This is a genomic window from Halorussus halobius (assembly GCF_004765805.1).
Classification (GTDB): Archaea; Halobacteriota; Halobacteria; order Halobacteriales; family Haladaptataceae; genus Halorussus; species Halorussus halobius.
In genome coordinates, this window is record NZ_SBIU01000003.1 from 388,541 (window position 1) to 405,903 (window position 17,363).

The following is a 17,363-nucleotide window of genomic DNA, read 5'->3' on the forward strand; positions in this document are numbered from 1 at the left end:
TGCGTGGGCTGAAGAACGTCCGCAAAACCAGTGGGCCAACGCGGATTTGAACCGCGAACCTCCCGGTTATCAGCCGAGCGCTCAACCTGATTGAGCTATTGGCCCGCTCGGCGTACTCTGTGGTTGCCCCCTCGAACCTTTAAGCGTTTCCTTTCGGGAGGCGTTCGGAGCGCCCTCGCGTGGTTTCCGCCGGGGGAGCGCCCGACTACCGCTTCTCGTCGCCGTCCTCGAACTCGATGTCGTAGGAGTCGTCGTCGACCCGGTACGTGTCCCCGGACGCGTCCGACGCGTCGGTCCCGGTCGTGTCGGCCCCGCCGGTACGCGGGCCTGCGCCACCACCGCTCGACCCCGCACCGACGTCCTCGGCGTTCGGGAACCCGAACGTATAGACGTTGCCGGTGGCGAACCCGCCGGTCTTCTTCTCGACGTAGGGTTCGACGACCCAGCGCTGGGCCGCCTCGCGGGCGACGATGCGCGTCGGCGGGAACGCCAGCAGGAAGCCCACCGCGTCGGTCACCAGCCCGGGCGTGAGCAGGAACGCGCCCGCCGCGATGAGGAGCGCGCCGTCGGTGAGCTCGTCGGTCGGAATCTCGCCCTCCGCCAGCGTCTTCTGGAGCTTCCGGATGGTGTGGCGGCCCTCGGCCCGGACGAACAGCGTGCCGACCAGCGCGGTCAGCACCACGAGCGCGACCGTCAGCACCGCGCCGAGCCGGGTCGCCACGAAGACGAGAAACAGCGCGTCTAGAAGGGGGATGAGCAACAGTGCGAACAGGGCGCGTTTCAGCATTTTCCTGTGTCTGGGTAGTCGTTCGCACGGTAAAACCCTTTAGGTACGGGGAGTCGGCTCGCTTTAGGTACGGAGAGTCGGCTCGGGTCGCGGAGAGTCGACTGTCTGCGTTGGCGTGTCGAACGCGAACGAGGGCGTGACGTTGTCGAGTAGACGACGATTCGGGGTTGTCGAGTGAACGACAGCGTGAAGCTAGCTACTGCCTCGACCTATGAGAACCGCACCGCCACCGCCCAGCACCGCATCGCGACGGCGAGCCTCACGCCTCCCCAGCCTCGGCGGCCGCATAAAAGCGGCCGCCTCCCTCGCACGAGTTGGCGCGACCACTGACGGGTCGCGCCAGCGCGCGCCGACATGGAAGGAGTCTGCCAACGCGCACCGAGGTCGACGTGTAGTAGCACGCCGTTCCTCGGTTGCTGTCAGTCGTCGACTGTGGCGGGAAACCGAAACCCGCTACTCCGAGCGTTTCGCGGGGCTTGGACTTGGAGCGACTCTCGGCGACCGCGAAGTCGCCGAAGGGGGAAACGGTTGCCGATTCGGGGACGCACATCGACCCGAGGGTCGCGAAGAGTAACAAGGCATTTGCCGATTCCCGGCGAACCGCGAGGCATGATAGGCATCGTCGGCGGGGGAATCGCGGGGCTCGCGACCGCCTACCGGCTCCAGCAGCACGACCACGACGTGCAGGTGTTCGAGGCCAGCGACCAGGTCGGCGGGCTGGCGGCCGTCTACGAGACGGCGGGCGACCCGATCGAGAAGTTCTACCACCATCTCTCGGCCTCCGAGGAGACCATCGTGGAACTGATCGAGCAACTGGGCCTGGGCGAGCGCCTGACCTGGCCCATCGGGAAGAACGCCTACTACTGGGACGGGACGGTCCACCCGATGGACAAGCCGTGGGAGATTCTGGCCTACCCCCACATGAGCGTCTACGACAAGTTCCGGCTCGCGATGCTCACCCAGGAAATCGACGTGCGCGGCGGGATTCCGACGTTCGACACCTACGAGAACCTGGAGGACTTCGAGGACGTGCCCATCGAGGAGTTCCTGCTCGACCACACGTCGCGGGGCGTCTACGAGGGCTTTTTCGAGCCGCTGCTCGACGCGAAGTTCGGCGACCGCAAGGGCGACGTGAGCGCGGCCTGGCTGCTGGGCCGCATCAAGTTCCGGGGCGAGCGCGACCTGCTCCGGGGCGAACCGCTGGGCTACCTCGAAGGCGGGTTCGGCCAGTTGCTCGACGCCCTCGTGGCCGAGGTGGGCGAGGAGAACATCACGACCGGCGCGCGCGTGACCGACCTCGACCTCGCGGACGGCGCGGTGAACGGGATGACGGTCGCGGTCGACGACGACGCGGCTCCGGACTCGACGCAGGCAGCGGCCGAGGCCGACGGCGGCGTCGAGAGCCCCGACCCCGGCGTCACCACCGAGACCCACGACGTCGACGCCGCCGTCGTCGCGGCGATGCCCAACGTCCTCGAAGCGCTCTGTGGCTACGAGTGCGAGATAGATTTCCAGGGGGCGGTCTGCGCACTGGTGACGATGGACGAACCGCTGACCGACACCTACTGGCTCAACGTCGGCCACGACGCGCCGTTCGGCGCACTGATCGAGCACACCAACTACATGCCCCCGGAGAACTACGGCGGCGACCACCTGCTGTACGTCGCCAGTTACGTTCAGGACTACGAGGAGGACCTCTGGGGGATGGACGACGACGACATCGAGGAGCTGTGGCTCGACCACGTCGCGGAGATGTTCCCCGACTGGGACCGCTCGCACGTCGAGGAGTTCCGACTCGCGCGCAACCCCCGCGCCGCGCCCATCTACGAGCGGGGCTACCTCGACACGGTCATCCCGTACGACCTCTCGGAGGCGGTCGCCGACGGGCTCTACTACGCCGGGATGGCGAGTCGGGCCCAGTACCCCGAGCGCAGTCTGAACGGCGGCATCGTCGCGGGCTACGAGTGCGCCGACCGGATCGCCGGGCGCAAGCAGGTCGTTCGACCGGACGCCGCCCGGTCGGAGTGAGTCCGAGCGTCGGCGACCGACGCCGAGCGCGCCCGTCGTCACGCGACCCGACTACTCGGACCCCGCCAGCTCTCGCCGCCCGAACACTTTTCCGCGATTTCGATGTATCGCCCGGCGTGGGGAAACACAATGAGTAGCGTTCTGAGTTCGGAAGGGGGAGAGCAGGGACGGTCGACCGACGCCCGCGAGCGGGCGGCGACGGCGGTGACGACCGCGATGGAGCGGGCCGGGTCGGACGGCGAGCGCAGTCGCGCGTTCCTCGTGATCGACCTCGGCTCGGCGGTCGGCTCGCTGTTCGGGCGCGGGGACGGGTCGTCGGCGGTCGTCGAGGCGGCCGCCGAGCGCGGCCGCCGAGCGGCGACCGACGACCGCGAGCGGACGAGCCAGCGGGGCGGCCGCGGAACGCTCGCGACGCTGTTCGTCCTCGGGGCGGTCGCCGGACTGGGGTACGTGTTGCAGCGTCGGATGGGGTCGGTCGACGAGGTGGTCGACCAGGCGACCGAGCAAGTTCAGACGGTCGCCGACCGGACGGAGATGCGCTCGGGGGAGGCGGCCGAGCAGACCGAGGAGGTCGCCGGAGCGGCCGCCGACCGCATCGAGGAGACCGGGGGAACGGTCGCCGAGCAGGTCGAAAGCGGGAGCGAGGAGGTCGCCGAGCGCGTCCGTGAAGGCGGCGAGGAGGCCGCCGACACCGTCCAGGAGGGCGGCGAACGAGCCGCCGAGCAGATGGAGGAGGCCGGCGAGCGCGCCGAGGAGACGGCCGACGAAAGCGAAGTGACGGCCGACGAGGACGAAGCCGAAGAGAGCGAGGAGTAGCGTCGGTCAGGCCTCGGCGTCCTCGTCGCTCACGCCGGGGGCGCGCGAGACGTCCACGTCGCTGGGTTCGTCCCGTCCGCCGACGTGAACCTCGCCGTCCGGCCCTTCGACGTACACGTCGTCGGCGAAGCCGCCCTCGGCGTAGGGATGGACGGGCTCGTCGAGCTTCTCGGGGGTCGAGGGCGCGTCGGGGAGTCCACCAGAGGGCGCAAACTCCCCGAGCGGGTCGTCGATGCTGATGCCGTGTCGCCGGAAGAACGTCTCGTAGCGGTCGTAGTGGTCGCCCAGTTCCTCGACCGGGAACTCCATCATCTCGGTCCAGCCGTGGTTGTAGAACTCGAAGTTGGCCTGGACGTGGGTTATCTCGCGGGCCTCGGCCTCGGGCGCGCCCTGCTGGAGGGCCGCGAGGTACGTGTCCATCGTGGCGTCGAAGAAGGCGTCGAGTCGGTCGCGACGGGCTTCGCGGTGGTCGGCGTCGGCTCGTTCGAGGAAGACGTCGGTGTGGAGGTCCACCAGCTTCTCGGAGACGAGGTCCGAGACCACCGGAAGCTCCAGCGCTTTCCGGGACGCGAAGTGACGGACGTTCTGGCGTATCTTCATGGACGGTGGTTGGGGCCCGACCCCCAAAAGCGCGTCCGTTCGCCACCCGTCGTCCGACGGTCGGTCGCGAGCGCGTCCGCTCCAGTCGTTCGTGAATCCCTGTCACGATACGCAGATAGCAATCCACTTTAACCCCGAAGATGAACCGTCTCGTATGAGCGATTCGTTCGTGATAATCGGTGACGGTATCGCGGGGAGTTCCGCCGCGGAGACCATCCGCGAGGAGGCTCCGGACGCCGACGTGACCGTCATCACCGACGAGGGCGAAGCCCTCTACAATCGCATCCTCATCAAGGAGTTCGCCAAAGGAAAGCTACCGGAAGCGCCGATCTCCATCCACGAGCCCGAGTGGTACGCCGAGCGCGACATCGACCTCGAACTCGATACGTTCGTGACCGAAGTCGACGTCGACGCCCACGAGGTCCGCACCCACGACAGCGGCACCTTCGGATACGACAAGCTGCTGGTCGCCACGGGCGGGACGCCGGCCAACCTGTCGAGTTTCGGCATCGAGAACGCCGACGCCGAGGGCATCCACCACTTCTGGACGTTTCAGGACGCCCGCAAGATTCAGGAACACGCCAGCGAGGCCGACACCGGCGTCGTGGTCGGCGCGGGCCTGCTCGGCATCGACCTCGCGGCGGTCTGTGCCGCACAGGGCGTCGACGCCAAGTACATCATGCGGGGCAACCGCTGGTGGCGCTACGGCCTGAGCCTCGACGGCGCGGAGATAATCCACGACGCGCTCGAAGAGAAGGGCGTCGAGCCCGTGCTCGAAAGCGGCGTCGAGCGGTTCGAGACCGACGACGACGGCCACGTCGTCTCGACGGTCGACGCCAACGGCGAGGAGTACGACAGCGAGTTCGTCGGCGTCGCCATCGGGCTGGACTTCAACACCGAGTACCTCCAGGGGACCGGCATCGAGGAGGACGACGGCGTCGTCGTCGACCAGTACATGCAGACCAGCGTCGAGGACGTGTACGCCGCCGGCGACATCACCCGCTACTACGACGTCATCCTCGACGAGCACGCTCAGAACGGCTCGTGGGGCTCGGCCAAAGAGCAGGGCCAGATCGCCGCGAAGAACATGGTGACCGACGACGAGACCGAGTCGTTCCGCTGGGTCTCCTCGTACTCCATCACCCACTTCGACTTCCCGTTCCTCTCGTTTGGCTTCCCGACGCTGGGCGACGACGAGTGCGAGCGCAAGTACAGCGACACCGAGTGGCGGCGGCTCGCGTTCAAGGACGGCAAGCTGGTCGGGGGCGTCCTCATCGGCGACATCGCGCCGCAGGGCAAGTACAAGGACCTCATCCGCCGGGAGGTCGAGGTCGCCGACCAGAAGGAGGTCCTGCTGGAGAAGGACTTCGACCCCGAGAAGCTGGCGATTCCCCAGGAGCAGTAGCGCGGAAGCACACTCCTTTTCCCGGCTCCGGCCGAACGAGTCGCCATGAGCGCGCGAAACGACGTCGCCCCGGACACCATCGGCGTCGAACTCACCGCGGACGGCATCGTCGTGGAGTACACCGACGGCCGGGAGGTCTTCTACCACGGCGCGCCCGAGAAGGTCGCGGGCACGCTTCGGGCCCAACCGGGCAAACTGGTCCAGATTCTGGTGACCGACCCGACCGAGACCGAGGGCGTGCTGACCTACGTCAACGACCGCGACACCCACGACGACATCCTCGAAACCTCGGGCGTCGGCCGGGTGATGCTCGACCCCGGCGAGGAAGAAGAGCTGTTCCCCGGCGTCACGGTGCGGCTCGACGGCTACGCCACCGAAATCGAGGCCGACCCCGAGGTGGCTCGCGGCCGCGTGTTCGTCTTCGAGGAGGACGAACTCGGCGAGGCGTCCTACGAACTGGTCAACGAGGAGTGACCCGGAGGAATCGAGCGTGCCACTGCCAAAACGCTGGCGGGACCTGACTCGCGGGGCGGTCGGCTCGGCCCCCGAACGCTACGGCGTCTACGAACTCGGCGACGGGAACGGCGCGGTCGTCGCGGTCGACTGGGGCGTCCTGCGCGACGAACTCAAGGACGCGCTGGCGTACGGGTCGGGCGAGCAGGTGCGGTGGGAGGCGTGTGCGACGAAAGCCGAGGCCGAGGAACTGGCGGCCGAACATCGTGAGCGCACGGGGCTGTGACTTCGATTTCGTTCCTTTTGGCGTCGGCGCGCGCTGGCTTCTATTTTCCACGTCGGCGCGCGCTGGCGCGACCTTCGTGTCGCGCCAACTCGTGCGAGGGCTGAGTAGCGCAGCACCGCGAGCAACGCAAGCGGCTGGGGAGGACGAGGCTCTTGCGGCCGCGGTGCTGTGCGGGTGCGGTGCGGGGCGGGTGCGGTCACTCATTTGTCGAGGCAGAAGCTAGCACCATTCCCGTCCACTCCGAATCCAAGGCTACGCTCGACGGTCAGGGACACACGACAGTCAGGGACACACGACAGTCAGGAACACACGACGGTCAGGGATACACGACGGTCAGGACGCTGCGAACGGAACGACGACTCACTGGATGTACGAGGGGTCTTCCTCGTCGCAGTTCTGTTCGTGTTGCTCGGCGTCGGCCTCGTCGTCGAACATCATCCCGCACCCCTCACACCGGTACCACGTCGCGCCGTCGCGCTCGGTCGTCTCGACCATATTTGTCGGTACGCGTTCGCTCGACTAATCCCTTGCCCCGAGGAACCGGCGGGTGTGATATTCGAGTCGGGGCGAGGGTGGGCTGTGTGGAGTTTCGAGGGGCGGCGAGGATGGGCTATGTCGGGTTTCCAGGGGCGGCGAGGATGGGACGAATCGAGCTAGCTATCGCCTCGACAAATGAGTGACCGCACCCGCACCGCACAGCACCGCCCCGCAACAGCACAGCACAGCACCGCAACCGCCCAGCACCGCAGCCGCGAGAGCCTCGTCCTCCCCAGCCGCTTGCGTTGCTCGCGGTGCTGCGCTACTCAGCCCTCGCACGAGTTGGCGTGACCACGAGGGTCACGCCAGCGCGCGCCGACCGTAGAAAATCGAATCAGCGTGCGCCGACGTGGACCGGCCAGTACTCCCGAGACGAGCGTCCATCGATACGACCGACCCGAAAGTCGACTCGCCGACGCGACGGGAGGGGAACCCTCAAGGCCAAAGCGGACAGAGGAGTTGACATGACGACGAAGGGTTCCGCCGCGGTCGAGTTGACCGTCCAGGGCGCGGAGAAGCGAGACGCGGGCCGGGGAATCGCCCGCGTCCCCGAGTCGGCCCGGTCGACGCTCGGCGTGCTGAGCGGCGACACCGTGGTCGTGGAGGGCGAGCGCGAGACGGTCGTGAAGGTGTGGCCGGCCGGCCCCGACGTGGCAGGCGGGACCGTCCAGATCGACGGCGAGACGCGGGCCAACGCGGGCGTGAGCATCGGCGACGCCGTGACGGTCCGGCCCGTCTCCATCGAGGACGCGAACTCGGTCGCGCTCGCGCCGACCGCGACGTTCGAGGCCGACGACCGCGATACGCTGGTGACGGCGCTCAAGCGCACGCTCCGGGACAGGCCAGTCAAGGAGGGCGAGCGCGTCCGCATCGAGCGCCTCGGCGACTACGGCACCTTCCACGTCGCCGGGACCGACCCCGACGGCGTGGTCCGCGTGACCGACGATACGTCCGTGACGGTCTCGGGCGTCTCGACGCCGTCCTCCGGCTCCGGCACCCGCGCCGGCTCGGGAACCGGCGGCTCCGGGAGCGTCTCCATCCCGGTCGGCGGCGGGCCGGCCGGCGGAGAGGACGCCCCGCCGGACACCACGGGTGCGACCTACGAGGACATCGGCGGGCTCGACGACGAGATCGAGCGCGTCCGCGAGATGGTCGAGTTGCCGCTCTCGAACCCGCAGATATTCCAGCGGGTCGGCATCACGCCCCCGAAGGGCGTGTTGCTGTACGGCCCGCCCGGCACGGGCAAGACCCTCATCGCGAAAGCGGTGGCCAACGAGGTCGACGCCCACTTCATCACCGTCTCCGGCCCGGAGATAATGAGCAAGTACAAGGGCGAGAGCGAGGAGAAGCTCCGCGAGAAGTTCGAGGAGGCCCGCACGAACGCCCCGACCATAATCTTCTTCGACGAGATAGACGCCATCGCGGGCGAGCGCGACGAGGAGTCCGACGTGGAAAATCGCGTGGTGGCCCAACTCCTCTCGCTGCTCGACGGACTGGAGGGCCGCGGACAGGTCATCGTCATCGGCGCGACCAACCGCGTCGACGCCATCGACCCCGCGCTCCGCCGAGGCGGCCGGTTCGACCGCGAAATCGAGATCGGCGTGCCTGGCGAGTCCGGCCGGCGCGAGGTACTGGAGGTCCACACGCGCGGGATGCCCCTGGCCGACGACGTCGACCTGGACCACCTCGCGGCCACGACCCACGGCTTCGTCGGGGCGGACATGCAGGCGCTCTCGACCGAGGCCGCGATGGCCGCGCTCCGGCGAGCCCGGGACGCCGGGGCCGACGAGCGGGCGCTGCTGGACGTCGAGGTCACGCGCGCGGACTTCGAGACCGCGATGGCGTCGGTCGAGCCCTCCGCGATGCGGGAGTTCGTGGCCGAAGCGCCCGGCGTCGGCTTCGAGGACGTGGGCGGACTCGAAGAGGCCAAGCAGACGCTGACCGAGGCGGTCGAGTGGCCGCTGGCGTATCGGAACCTGTTCGCGACGACCAACACCGACCCGCCGTCGGGCATCCTCCTCTTTGGCCCGCCGGGCACGGGCAAGACCCTGCTCGCGCGGGCGCTGGCCGGCGAGACCGACGTCAACTTCATCCACGTCGACGGGCCGGAGCTGCTCGACCGCTACGTCGGCGAGAGCGAGAAGGCCGTCCGGGAGATTTTCGACCGGGCGCGACAGGCCAGCCCCGCAATCGTGTTCCTCGACGAGATCGACGCCGTCGCCGGCGAGCGCGGTGCCGGGATGGGCGGCGGGGCGGGGGTCTCCGAGCGCGTGGTCTCCCAACTCCTCACCGAGATGGACGGCCTCGCCGAGAACCCCAACCTCGTCGTGCTCGCGGCGACCAACCGCCGGGACGCGATCGACCCCGCGCTCCTCCGGCCCGGCCGACTCGAAGAACACGTCGAGGTGCCCGCGCCCGACGCCGAGGGGCGGAAGGCTATCCTCGCGGTCCACGCCGAGGACAAGCCCCTCGGCGACGACGTGGACCTCGACGAACTCGCCGAGGAACTGGAGGGGTACACGGGTGCCGACCTCGAAGCCGTGGTCCGGGACGCCTCGATGCGAGCCATCCGGGAGGCCGCCGACGCGTGGGGCGTCGAGCAGGCCGACGAGAACGCCGACGAGATTCGCGTCCAGGACAAGCACTTCGAGGCCGCCGTCGAGAAGGTCCGCCCGTCGCTGGAGTGAGCGACGGGCGTCGGCCTCAGAGGAAGACGCCGACGGTGCAGAGTGTGGCCCCGACCAAAACGAGCGCCATACTCTCGAAGACGAACCGGCCGAGTAGCGTCAGTTCGATGCCGAGGAGTATCGCCTTCACGCCGAGATTCGAGGGTACGTCGGGTCGTTCTGGCATCGAGTTCTCGTCGGAAGACTAACCGAATCTGTCTTACGGTTCGCCGACCGCTCGCGCTCGAACTGCCAGGGCTCGCCGGTTTCGAGACCGCCCACCCACCTTTAGGTCGCCGCCGCCCGACCGACCAAACATGGACCCGTTCGCTTCGCTCCGGCCCCGCCGAAGCCTCGCGCTCCCGCTCCTCGCATTCGCGGTCCCGACGCTGTACTTCGTCTACCGCGACGCGACCGGCGGCTGTCCCTCCGGTCGGCCGTGTCTCGGTGTCGCCCACGCCGGGTACGCGGTGGCCGCGCTCGCGGGGAGCTACCTCCTCGCGGTCGTCGTCACCTCGCTCGCGGACGTCCCGGCGCTGGCCGCCCGCCACCCGTACGCTCGGCTCGCGCTCCGGCCGACCGACCGGACGTTGACGGTGCTCGCGGTCCTCGTCGTCGCCATCGCGAGCTACGTGCTCGCCACGCTGGTCGCGACGATTCCGCCGTGGCTCGACCGCGCGCTCGCGCCGCTGGGACTGGTCGTCGGCCTCCCGCTCGTCGTCGCCTATGGCGGGCTGACCGTCGTCGGGAGCGCGGTGTCGGTCGAGCCGTCGCTGGCGGTCCAGACGGCCGTGGTCGCGGCGTCGCTGGCCGCCACCGGCGTCTGGCTGCTCGGACTGGCGACCGGCATCGCGGGGCTGCTCGCGTCGGGCGGCGCGCTCGCCGGGGCGTCGCGGTAGTCGCGGTACCCGCACGGTCGCGATTCCGCGTCGGACGGGCCGCCCGACTCGGCGGTAAACCGTAAACCATTTGCCCAAGCTTTTCACTCTCGGGCCCATAGCGTCGCCCAATCAATGGATACGACGCCGCCTACCGAGCGCCGTGTCGATGCCGACCTCGACTGGTGTTTCGAGGCCGTCCAGGGAGTCTCGCGGACGTTCGCCATCACCATCGACGTGCTGGAGGAGCCGATGGCCTCCTACATCTGCGTCGGCTATCTGCTGTGTCGCGTCGCCGATACCGTCGAGGACGCGGGCCACATCCCGCCCGAGGAGCAGGCCAGACTGCTCGAACTGTACGACCGCGCGCTCGACCCCGACGACGAGACGACCGTCGCGGAGTTCCGCGAGGCGGTCGACCCGTGGCTGCCGGCCGAGCGCGACGAGGTCGACGAGGCCGACGCCGAGGACTGGAACGTGGTGGCGCGCGCGCCCCGCGTCGTCGCCACCTTCGAGTCGCTGGGCGAGGACGCCCGCGCGGCCATCTATCCACCGGTGAGCGAACTGGTCGGCGGGATGGCCGAGTTCGTCGACCGCTACGCCGACGAGGGCGGGCTTCGCATCCGGACCATCGACGAACTCGAGGAGTACTGCTGGTACGCGGCCGGCACCGTGGGCGAACTCATCACCAACCTGCTGGCCCAGGACGTCGACGACCGGCGGGCCGAGGTGCTGCGGGCGAACGCCCGCGGGTTCGCGCTCTTGCTGCAACTGGTCAACGTCGCCAAGGACGTCTCCGACGACTTCCGCGAGGAGAACAACGTCTACCTGCCGGCCGCGTGGCTCCGCGAACACGGCGTCAGCCCGTCGAACGTCACCGACCCCGAGAACCACACGGCGGTCGCGGGCGTCATCCGCCGGGTCACCGACCACGCGCGGGGCTACATGGACGACGCCCAGCGCTACCTCGAAGCGTTGCCCGAGTCGCGTGGCAACACCCTCGAAGCGTGGGCGATTCCCTACCTGCTCGCGGTCGGAACCAGCCGCGAACTGCTCGACCGGCCCGAGGACGTGGTCGAGGAGGGCGGCGTGAAGGTCTCGCGCTCGGAGGTGATGGGCCTGATTCAGCTGTTCAAGTCCCAGGACGTCGAGCGCGAGCAGATCGACGAACTCCGGGCGCAACTCGAAGACGAGTCGTTCTCGCCGTCGTAGTCGCTCGGCGCGTTCGTCGTTACTCCGCGCGGTCGTCGAGCAGGTCCGCGAGCCGACTCAGGCACTCGTCGATGCCCTCGATTTCTCCCCGCTCGACCGCGTCACGTAGTCCGGCGGCCGCCTCGACCAGTTCGCCGAACGCGGCCAGCGGGTCGGTCGCGCCCGCGGGCAGATTCAGGGGCAGGCGCGCCACGCTGTCGCCGAGCGCGAGCGGCGGGTCGGAGTTAGCTTCCTGCAACTGCTTGTAGTAGGTGAACTCCTCCCGGAGTTCGCGGAACCGCTCGGACTCGTCGTCGCCGAGCGCGTCGGGGTCGGGCGTGCCCTCGCCCGACCCGAGGTCGCGAATCTCCTCGGCGATGGCTTCGAGTTCGGCCTCTATCTCCCGGTCGGTCTCGCCCGCTCGCTGCGCGTTCGCCTCGGAGACGAGGCGTTCGAGTTCGTCGGCGAGCGCGTCGGTCGCGACGTCCCAACGCTGGTCGGCTCGCGGTCGGTCGTCGGCCGGGTCGAAGAGTACGCCGACCGCGTCCCCCGTGCAGTCGACTACGCTCCCGGCGTCGAGGGACGCCAGCAGGGCCTCGGCCTGCTCGCGCGTGAGCGCGGCTATCGGCTCGGCCGACGAGTCGTCGGCGTCGGCGAGCGCGGCGACCGCGTTGGTCCGTGGCACGGTCGCGGCCGACTCCTCGACCGCGAGCGGGTCGGGGAGACAGGCGTCGAGAATCGCCCGGTAGGCTGCCTGCCAGTCGGCGTCGCTCGACTCGAATCCCTCGAACGAATCGTCCATACTCGGGGGCCGAACGCTCGAAACTTAGTCGTTCCGCGAGCGCTCGCCGACGCGTGGTGGACTGTCACAGTTCCCGCAAAACTGATGGTCGCCACGCGGCCCAGTTCACGCGTGCCCGACGAACGCCGACGAGCCGTCCTCGAAGCGGCCGTTACGAGCCTCGCTTCCGTCCTCCTCGCCGGCTGTACATCGACTGAAACTGAGCAATCCAGCACGGATTACACCAACGAGTCGGAAACCGACTCGACCAACACCGCATCGACCGCGGACACGTCGACACAATCCGCGGTCGACGACTACGGGCCGTGGGGCGTCGTGGTCGTCAACGACCTCGAAGCAGAGCGGACGGTGACAGTGCGCATCCTCACTTTCGACGGTGCTATCCACGACGAAACGGAGGTGACCGTCGCGGGCGGTGACGGGACGGAGGCCCTCTCCGTTTCCGAGCCCGGGACCTACACTCTCGAAGCGAGCACCGCCTCCGATGGTGCCACCATGGAGTTCGACGCGTGCAAGCTCAATTCGGACGCTGTGGTCGAACTCGGAAACGAGGACGAGCGACGAATCAGTCTCCACCAACGACACAGCGACCCTGGGGCCGGGACCACTATCGACGACCCGTACGCGTGCGAGTGAGCCGCCGAAGCCGGCGCGCGCCTCAGTACTCGTAGAAGCCCTGCCCGGTCTTCTTGCCCAAGTCCCCGGCGTCGACCTTGCGCTTGAGCAGGTAGGCGGGCTTGTACCGGTCGCCCAGTTCCTCGTGGAGGGTCTGGCTGGCGTCCAGACAGATGTCCAGCCCGATGTGGTCGGCGAGTTCGAGCGGCCCCATCGGGACGTTCGTGCCGAGTTTCATCCCCTTGTCGACGTCCTCCTTGGAGGCGACGCCCTCGTCGTACGCCCGGATGCCCTCGTTGAGCCACGGCATCAGGATGCGGTTGGTGACGAAGCCGGGCTTGTCGTCGGACTCCCACGTCTCCTTGCCGAGGTCCTCCGCCAGGGCGTGGGCGAACTCGGTCACCTCGCCGTCGGTCTTCTCGCCGACCACGACCTCGACGCCCTTCATCACCGGCACGGGGTTCATGAAGTGGAGGCCCACGACCCGTTCCTCGCGGTCGGTGGCGGCCGCGATGGTCGTAATCGAGAGCGTCGAGGTGTTGGTCGCCAGCACCACGTCCTCGGGCACCGCCTCGTCGAGGTCAGCGAAGATGTCCCGCTTTATCTCCATGTCCTCGACGGCGGCCTCGACGACGACGTCGCAGTCCGCGAGGTCCGCGAGGTCGGTGGTGCCCGCGATGCGGTCGCGGGTCGCCTCGGCCTCGGCCTCGCTCAGTTTCTCCTTGGAGACGAACCGGTCCAAACTCTCCTCGATGGTGTCGAACCCGTCCTCGACGAACGCCTCCTTTATGTCGCGCATCACCACGTCGTACCCCGCCTGGGCCGCGACCTGCGCGATGCCGCTGCCCATCGTTCCCGCGCCGACGACGCCGACCGTCTCGATGCTGTCGAGCGTGCGTACCATGGCCGGGGATTCTTCCGGCCGAGCCGTAAGCTTACCGAAGCGCGATTGGCGGGCGCGCCGGCCGGCCGCCTGCCGACGGGGTTTTCCGACGGGGCCCCCACTGCCTACGAGTGAATTCCGACGACGTCCTCCGGGAGTGGGCCGAGCGGTCGGGTGCGTACTCGCCGGACTACTACGCCTACTACGGCCCGAACGAGACCAGCGAACTGGTTCGCGCCCGCCTCGACTCGTCGGTCGGAACCGACGCCGCCGTCCTCGAACTCGGCTGTAGCGCGGGTCGCCACCTCGCGCACCTCCACGAACGGGGGTACGACGACCTCCACGGCGTCGACCTCAACGACGAGGCGTTCGACGTGATGGCCGATGCCTACCCCGACCTGTTCGACGCGGGGACCTTCTACGCCGAGACCATCGAGGACGCGGCCGAGGCGTTCGCGGACGACCGCTTCGACGCGGTGTACTCGGTCGAGACCCTCCAGCACGTCCATCCGGACCACGAGTGGGTGTTCGACGAACTCGCGCGAATCACCGGCGAACTGCTCGTGACCGTGGAAAACGAAGGCGGCCCGAACGGGACCACCGACCACCCGCCGGGCGAACGCGACGTCGAGGACGGCGGCGGCGGAGACGCCGACGCGCAGGACGTGAACTACGTCGAGGGCGACCTCCCGCTGTACTACCGGAACTGGAAGCGAGTGTTCGCCGAGCGGGGCTTCGAACAGGTCGAGTCGCGGACGACCGACCGCGACGTGTTCCGGGCGTTCCGTCCCGCGCAGTGAGTGCGGCCGGCGCGCACGCGACGGCGTCGTCGGACGCCCGTCGGACGGGCCGCCGGCTCCCGTTCGGCGCAGGCAAAAAATTCAAGCCCCGTCAGTGTGAGTCCGAACTAACCGGTGACCTCCCCGTGAGCCAACACGACGCCCCCGACGACGGAGACTCGAACGAGGTGGAGGAACTGACCGACATCCACTTCGTCGGCCCCGCGACCGCCGAGGTGCTCGCCGAGGCCGACTACGACGGCGCGGGCATCGCCGACAAGTCCGTCTCCTACGAGATGCTCGTCGACGCGGGCGTGAATCCCGGCGTCGCCGCGCGGCTCCGCAAGGAGCACTCGCTGGCGTGGTCGCTCGGGGCCGACGAGGGGTCGCTGGACGAGCGCTCCGAGAAGGTCCGGGGTCTCAAGGACGAAGAGCGGGCGTGGGTCGCCGCCAGCAGCGGCGACTGGGAGTCGCCCGACCCCGAGCCCCCCGGCCCGACCGAGGGCGACTGGACGCCGACCGGGGAGGCGACCACCGACGGAAGCGGGGCCGCCGAGGCCGCCGAGGCGGCGTGGCGCGAGCGCAGCAGGCCCGACCCCGTGACCGACGTGCCGGGCGTCGACGAGTCGGTCGCCGCGGTACTCGCCAACGGCGGCGTCACCTCCGTCCGGAGTCTCGCCACGGCCGACCCCGAACACGTCGCCGACTCGCTGGGACTCGACGCCGAGCGCGTCACCGAGTGGCGCGACCGGGCACGCGACCTCGCCTGAACGACCGACCGGGGGAGAGCTTCGATTTTTACTATTCGAGTAGTAAGTAACTGGCCAGTGGAAACGGCGTCAGTGGCACCCTCGACGCCTCTGAGACGGGTTCACAGTCGCGGGCGTCACCAGTAGACTCTTATGCGATGTTGTCCCAGATTACAACGAATGATTCCACTCGACGAGTCCCCGATAACCCGCGACGGAAACGCGCTCGTGCTCGCGTACGACCACGGACTCGAACACGGCCCCACGGCCGACTTCGGGTCGGTGCCCGAGACGCTCGACCCCGAGCGGATATTCGAGGCCGCGACCCACGACGCGGTCACCTCGCTCGCGGTCCAGAAGGGGGTCGCCGAAACCTACTACCCGTCCTACGACGACCAGGTGAACCTGCTGGCGAAGCTCAACGGCACCAGCAACCTCTGGATGGGCGAGCCCCACTCGCCCCGGAACTGGTCGGTCGAGTACGCCGCCGAACTCGGCGCTGACGCCGTGGGCTACACCGTCTACTCCGGGTCGAACCACGAGACCGAAATGTACGAGGACTTCCGGGAGGTCCAGGAGGAGGCCCACTCCGAGTACGACCTGCCGGTCGTCATGTGGTCGTATCCGCGCGGGCAAGGGCTCAAGAACGACACCAAAGAGAGCGTCATCGCCTACGCCACCCGCATCGCGCTCGAACTCGGCGCGGACATGGCGAAGGTCAAGTACCCCGGCAGCGTCGACTCGATGGAGTGGGCGGTCCGGTCGGGCGCACAGATGCCGGTCGTGATGTCGGGCGGCTCGAAGGTCAGCGACCACGAGTTCCTCTCGTCGGTCGAGGCCGTGATGGACGCGGGCGGCGCGGGGCTGGCGGTCGGCCGGAACGTCTGGCAGCGCGAGGACCCCGAGCGCATCCTCGACGCGCTCGAAGCGGTCATCTTCGAGGGCGCGACCGCCGACGAGGCGCTCGACGGATGACCGACGGCGACCGCGCGGACGCCGACGACTTCGCGGTCGCGGCCGACGACCCGGTCTCGGCCGCCGTCGAGGTCGTGGCGCGGTCGGCCCCCGAGATTCGGGCCGGACTCGCCGGGCGACGCCGGAAGGCCGACGAGCAAAACCCCAGCGGCGAGACCCAGCTGGCGGCCGACGTGTGGGCCGACGAACTCCTCGAACGCCGACTCGCCGCCGTCGACGGCATCCACCAGTTCGCCAGCGAGGAGCGGGAGGGCGTCGTGGACTGCGGCGGCGAGGGCGCGAGCGGCGGCTACGCGGTCACGGTCGACCCGCTCGACGGCTCCTCGAACCTCAAGCCCAACAACACGATGGGCACCATCCTCGGGGTGTACGACGCCGCCCTCCCCGCGAAGGGCGCACAGCTCGTGGCGGCGGCCTACGTCCTCTACGGTCCCATCACCACGATGGTAGTCGCACGCGACGGCGAGGTCACCGAGTACGTGCTGGAGAGCGAGGGCGACGAACTCGCCGAGCGCCGCGCGGTCCGCGAGGACGTGACCCTCCCGGACGACCCCGTCGTCTACGGCTTCGGTGGCCGGGTCCCCAACTGGACCGACCGGTTCGCCGACTACGCCGGCGAGATAGCGGACGAACTCAAGCTCCGGTACGGCGGCGCGATGATAGGCGACGTGAACCAGGTTCTGACCTACGGCGGGGTGTTCGCGTACCCCGAACTCGAATCCCGCCCCGAGGGCAAACTCCGACTCCAGTTCGAGGGCTACCCCATCGGCTACGTCGTGGAGACGGCGGGCGGGGCGTCCTCGGACGGGTCGGGGTCGCTACTCCACGTCGAACCCGACGACCTCCACCAGCGTACGCCGGTGTACGTCGGCAACGAGGCGCTGGTCGACCGGCTGGAAGCGCGGTTCTGAGC

Annotated in this window: 19 protein-coding genes and 1 tRNA gene; 13 read left to right on the top strand and 7 right to left on the bottom strand. The window is 68.9% G+C overall.

The window, feature by feature from the left end:
• Positions 1-31: 31 nt before the first annotated feature.
• Positions 32-105 (bottom strand) — tRNA-Ile (locus EPL03_RS08735).
• Between the two features lie 100 nt (positions 106-205).
• On the bottom strand, positions 206-787 hold the full coding sequence (locus EPL03_RS08740) for an FxsA family protein (RefSeq protein ID WP_135828957.1): 582 nt from the start codon (positions 785-787) through the stop codon (positions 206-208).
• Positions 788-1,396: 609 nt separating this feature from the next.
• Between EPL03_RS08740 and EPL03_RS08745 the strand changes: the two genes are divergently transcribed.
• Both EPL03_RS08745 and EPL03_RS08750 read left to right on the top strand, forming a co-directional pair.
• Complete coding sequence (locus EPL03_RS08745) at positions 1,397-2,815, top strand: NAD(P)/FAD-dependent oxidoreductase (RefSeq protein WP_135828958.1); 1,419 nt, start codon at positions 1,397-1,399, stop codon at positions 2,813-2,815.
• 129 nt (positions 2,816-2,944) lie between these two features.
• On the top strand, positions 2,945-3,631 hold the full coding sequence (locus EPL03_RS08750) for a hypothetical protein (RefSeq protein ID WP_135828959.1): 687 nt from the start codon (positions 2,945-2,947) through the stop codon (positions 3,629-3,631).
• Positions 3,632-3,637: 6 nt separating this feature from the next.
• Here EPL03_RS08750 and EPL03_RS08755 read toward each other — a convergent pair whose 3' ends face one another.
• On the bottom strand, positions 3,638-4,231 hold the full coding sequence (locus tag EPL03_RS08755) for a DUF6149 family protein (protein WP_135828960.1): 594 nt from the start codon (positions 4,229-4,231) through the stop codon (positions 3,638-3,640).
• Between the two features lie 154 nt (positions 4,232-4,385).
• Here EPL03_RS08755 and EPL03_RS08760 point away from each other — a divergent pair, with 154 nt between their 5' ends.
• From EPL03_RS08760 to EPL03_RS08770, 3 genes are read left to right on the top strand one after another with little or no spacing between them, the layout of a single operon-like run.
• On the top strand, positions 4,386-5,636 hold the full coding sequence (locus EPL03_RS08760; protein ID WP_135828961.1) for an NAD(P)/FAD-dependent oxidoreductase: 1,251 nt from the start codon (positions 4,386-4,388) through the stop codon (positions 5,634-5,636).
• Between the two features lie 45 nt (positions 5,637-5,681).
• The gene (locus EPL03_RS08765; protein ID WP_135828962.1) at positions 5,682-6,110 is read left to right on the top strand and encodes a DUF5796 family protein; all 429 of its coding nucleotides are present in this window, start codon (positions 5,682-5,684) and stop codon (positions 6,108-6,110) included.
• 16 nt (positions 6,111-6,126) lie between these two features.
• Positions 6,127-6,375: a DUF7508 domain-containing protein gene (locus tag EPL03_RS08770; protein WP_135828963.1), complete on the top strand. Its 249-nt coding sequence runs from the start codon at positions 6,127-6,129 to the stop codon at positions 6,373-6,375.
• A gap of 360 nt (positions 6,376-6,735) precedes the next feature.
• Here EPL03_RS08770 and EPL03_RS20635 read toward each other — a convergent pair whose 3' ends face one another.
• Positions 6,736-6,870 carry a DUF7128 family protein gene (locus EPL03_RS20635; protein WP_280178842.1) on the bottom strand — a complete coding sequence of 45 codons (135 nt, stop codon included), beginning with the start codon at positions 6,868-6,870 and terminating at the stop codon, positions 6,736-6,738.
• Positions 6,871-7,376: 506 nt separating this feature from the next.
• Between EPL03_RS20635 and EPL03_RS08775 the strand changes: the two genes are divergently transcribed.
• Complete coding sequence (locus tag EPL03_RS08775; RefSeq protein WP_135828964.1) at positions 7,377-9,599, top strand: AAA family ATPase; 2,223 nt, start codon at positions 7,377-7,379, stop codon at positions 9,597-9,599.
• 16 nt (positions 9,600-9,615) lie between these two features.
• Here the strand turns inward: EPL03_RS08775 and EPL03_RS19930 are convergent, their stop codons facing one another.
• Positions 9,616-9,765, bottom strand: coding sequence for a hypothetical protein (locus tag EPL03_RS19930; RefSeq protein WP_168216219.1), 150 nt, complete (start codon positions 9,763-9,765; stop codon positions 9,616-9,618).
• A gap of 130 nt (positions 9,766-9,895) precedes the next feature.
• Here EPL03_RS19930 and EPL03_RS08780 point away from each other — a divergent pair, with 130 nt between their 5' ends.
• Both EPL03_RS08780 and EPL03_RS08785 read left to right on the top strand, forming a co-directional pair.
• The gene (locus EPL03_RS08780; protein ID WP_135828965.1) at positions 9,896-10,477 is read left to right on the top strand and encodes a hypothetical protein; all 582 of its coding nucleotides are present in this window, start codon (positions 9,896-9,898) and stop codon (positions 10,475-10,477) included.
• Positions 10,478-10,591: 114 nt separating this feature from the next.
• The gene (locus EPL03_RS08785; protein ID WP_135828966.1) at positions 10,592-11,668 is read left to right on the top strand and encodes a phytoene/squalene synthase family protein; all 1,077 of its coding nucleotides are present in this window, start codon (positions 10,592-10,594) and stop codon (positions 11,666-11,668) included.
• Between the two features lie 19 nt (positions 11,669-11,687).
• On the opposite strand, the gene EPL03_RS08790 is transcribed toward EPL03_RS08785, so the two are convergent.
• Positions 11,688-12,449: a hypothetical protein gene (locus EPL03_RS08790; protein ID WP_135828967.1), complete on the bottom strand. Its 762-nt coding sequence runs from the start codon at positions 12,447-12,449 to the stop codon at positions 11,688-11,690.
• A gap of 111 nt (positions 12,450-12,560) precedes the next feature.
• On the opposite strand from EPL03_RS08790, the gene EPL03_RS08795 reads away from it, so the two are divergent.
• Entirely contained in the window at positions 12,561-13,085 is a 525-nt protein-coding gene (locus tag EPL03_RS08795) for a hypothetical protein (RefSeq protein ID WP_135828968.1), read from the top strand.
• 22 nt (positions 13,086-13,107) lie between these two features.
• Here EPL03_RS08795 and EPL03_RS08800 read toward each other — a convergent pair whose 3' ends face one another.
• Positions 13,108-13,968, bottom strand: coding sequence for a 3-hydroxyacyl-CoA dehydrogenase family protein (locus EPL03_RS08800; protein ID WP_135828969.1), 861 nt, complete (start codon positions 13,966-13,968; stop codon positions 13,108-13,110).
• A 110-nt stretch (positions 13,969-14,078) separates the two neighbouring features.
• On the opposite strand from EPL03_RS08800, the gene EPL03_RS08805 reads away from it, so the two are divergent.
• The 4 genes from EPL03_RS08805 to EPL03_RS08820 all read left to right on the top strand — a co-directional run bounded on the left by EPL03_RS08805 (position 14,079) and on the right by EPL03_RS08820 (position 17,361).
• Positions 14,079-14,747 carry a class I SAM-dependent methyltransferase gene (locus EPL03_RS08805; RefSeq protein WP_135828970.1) on the top strand — a complete coding sequence of 223 codons (669 nt, stop codon included), beginning with the start codon at positions 14,079-14,081 and terminating at the stop codon, positions 14,745-14,747.
• A 125-nt stretch (positions 14,748-14,872) separates the two neighbouring features.
• Positions 14,873-15,496, top strand: coding sequence for a helix-hairpin-helix domain-containing protein (locus tag EPL03_RS08810; protein WP_135828971.1), 624 nt, complete (start codon positions 14,873-14,875; stop codon positions 15,494-15,496).
• A 159-nt stretch (positions 15,497-15,655) separates the two neighbouring features.
• On the top strand, positions 15,656-16,450 hold the full coding sequence (locus EPL03_RS08815) for a class I fructose-bisphosphate aldolase (RefSeq protein WP_135828972.1): 795 nt from the start codon (positions 15,656-15,658) through the stop codon (positions 16,448-16,450).
• Positions 16,447-17,361: a class 1 fructose-bisphosphatase gene (locus tag EPL03_RS08820; protein WP_135828973.1), complete on the top strand. Its 915-nt coding sequence runs from the start codon at positions 16,447-16,449 to the stop codon at positions 17,359-17,361. The genes EPL03_RS08815 and EPL03_RS08820 overlap by 4 nt, the downstream gene beginning before the upstream one ends.
• Positions 17,362-17,363 lie beyond the last annotated feature (2 nt).

Bases quoted from the DNA above. Each gene is read 5' to 3' on its own strand.
- EPL03_RS08790 (WP_135828967.1), bottom strand. From the start codon at position 12,449: ATGGACGATTCGTTCGAGGGATTCGAGTCGAGCGACGCCGACTGGCAG.
- EPL03_RS08755 (WP_135828960.1), bottom strand. From the start codon at position 4,231: ATGAAGATACGCCAGAACGTCCGTCACTTCGCGTCCCGGAAAGCGCTG.
- EPL03_RS08785 (WP_135828966.1), top strand. From the start codon at position 10,592: ATGGATACGACGCCGCCTACCGAGCGCCGTGTCGATGCCGACCTCGAC.
- EPL03_RS08800 (WP_135828969.1), bottom strand. From the start codon at position 13,968: ATGGTACGCACGCTCGACAGCATCGAGACGGTCGGCGTCGTCGGCGCG.
- EPL03_RS19930 (WP_168216219.1), bottom strand. From the start codon at position 9,765: ATGCCAGAACGACCCGACGTACCCTCGAATCTCGGCGTGAAGGCGATA.
- EPL03_RS08750 (WP_135828959.1), top strand. From the start codon at position 2,945: ATGAGTAGCGTTCTGAGTTCGGAAGGGGGAGAGCAGGGACGGTCGACC.
- EPL03_RS08775 (WP_135828964.1), top strand. From the start codon at position 7,377: ATGACGACGAAGGGTTCCGCCGCGGTCGAGTTGACCGTCCAGGGCGCG.
- EPL03_RS08745 (WP_135828958.1), top strand. From the start codon at position 1,397: ATGATAGGCATCGTCGGCGGGGGAATCGCGGGGCTCGCGACCGCCTAC.
- EPL03_RS20635 (WP_280178842.1), bottom strand. From the start codon at position 6,870: ATGGTCGAGACGACCGAGCGCGACGGCGCGACGTGGTACCGGTGTGAG.
- EPL03_RS08765 (WP_135828962.1), top strand. From the start codon at position 5,682: ATGAGCGCGCGAAACGACGTCGCCCCGGACACCATCGGCGTCGAACTC.
- EPL03_RS08760 (WP_135828961.1), top strand. From the start codon at position 4,386: ATGAGCGATTCGTTCGTGATAATCGGTGACGGTATCGCGGGGAGTTCC.
- EPL03_RS08780 (WP_135828965.1), top strand. From the start codon at position 9,896: ATGGACCCGTTCGCTTCGCTCCGGCCCCGCCGAAGCCTCGCGCTCCCG.
- EPL03_RS08740 (WP_135828957.1), bottom strand. From the start codon at position 787: ATGCTGAAACGCGCCCTGTTCGCACTGTTGCTCATCCCCCTTCTAGAC.
- EPL03_RS08820 (WP_135828973.1), top strand. From the start codon at position 16,447: ATGACCGACGGCGACCGCGCGGACGCCGACGACTTCGCGGTCGCGGCC.
- EPL03_RS08815 (WP_135828972.1), top strand. From the start codon at position 15,656: ATGATTCCACTCGACGAGTCCCCGATAACCCGCGACGGAAACGCGCTC.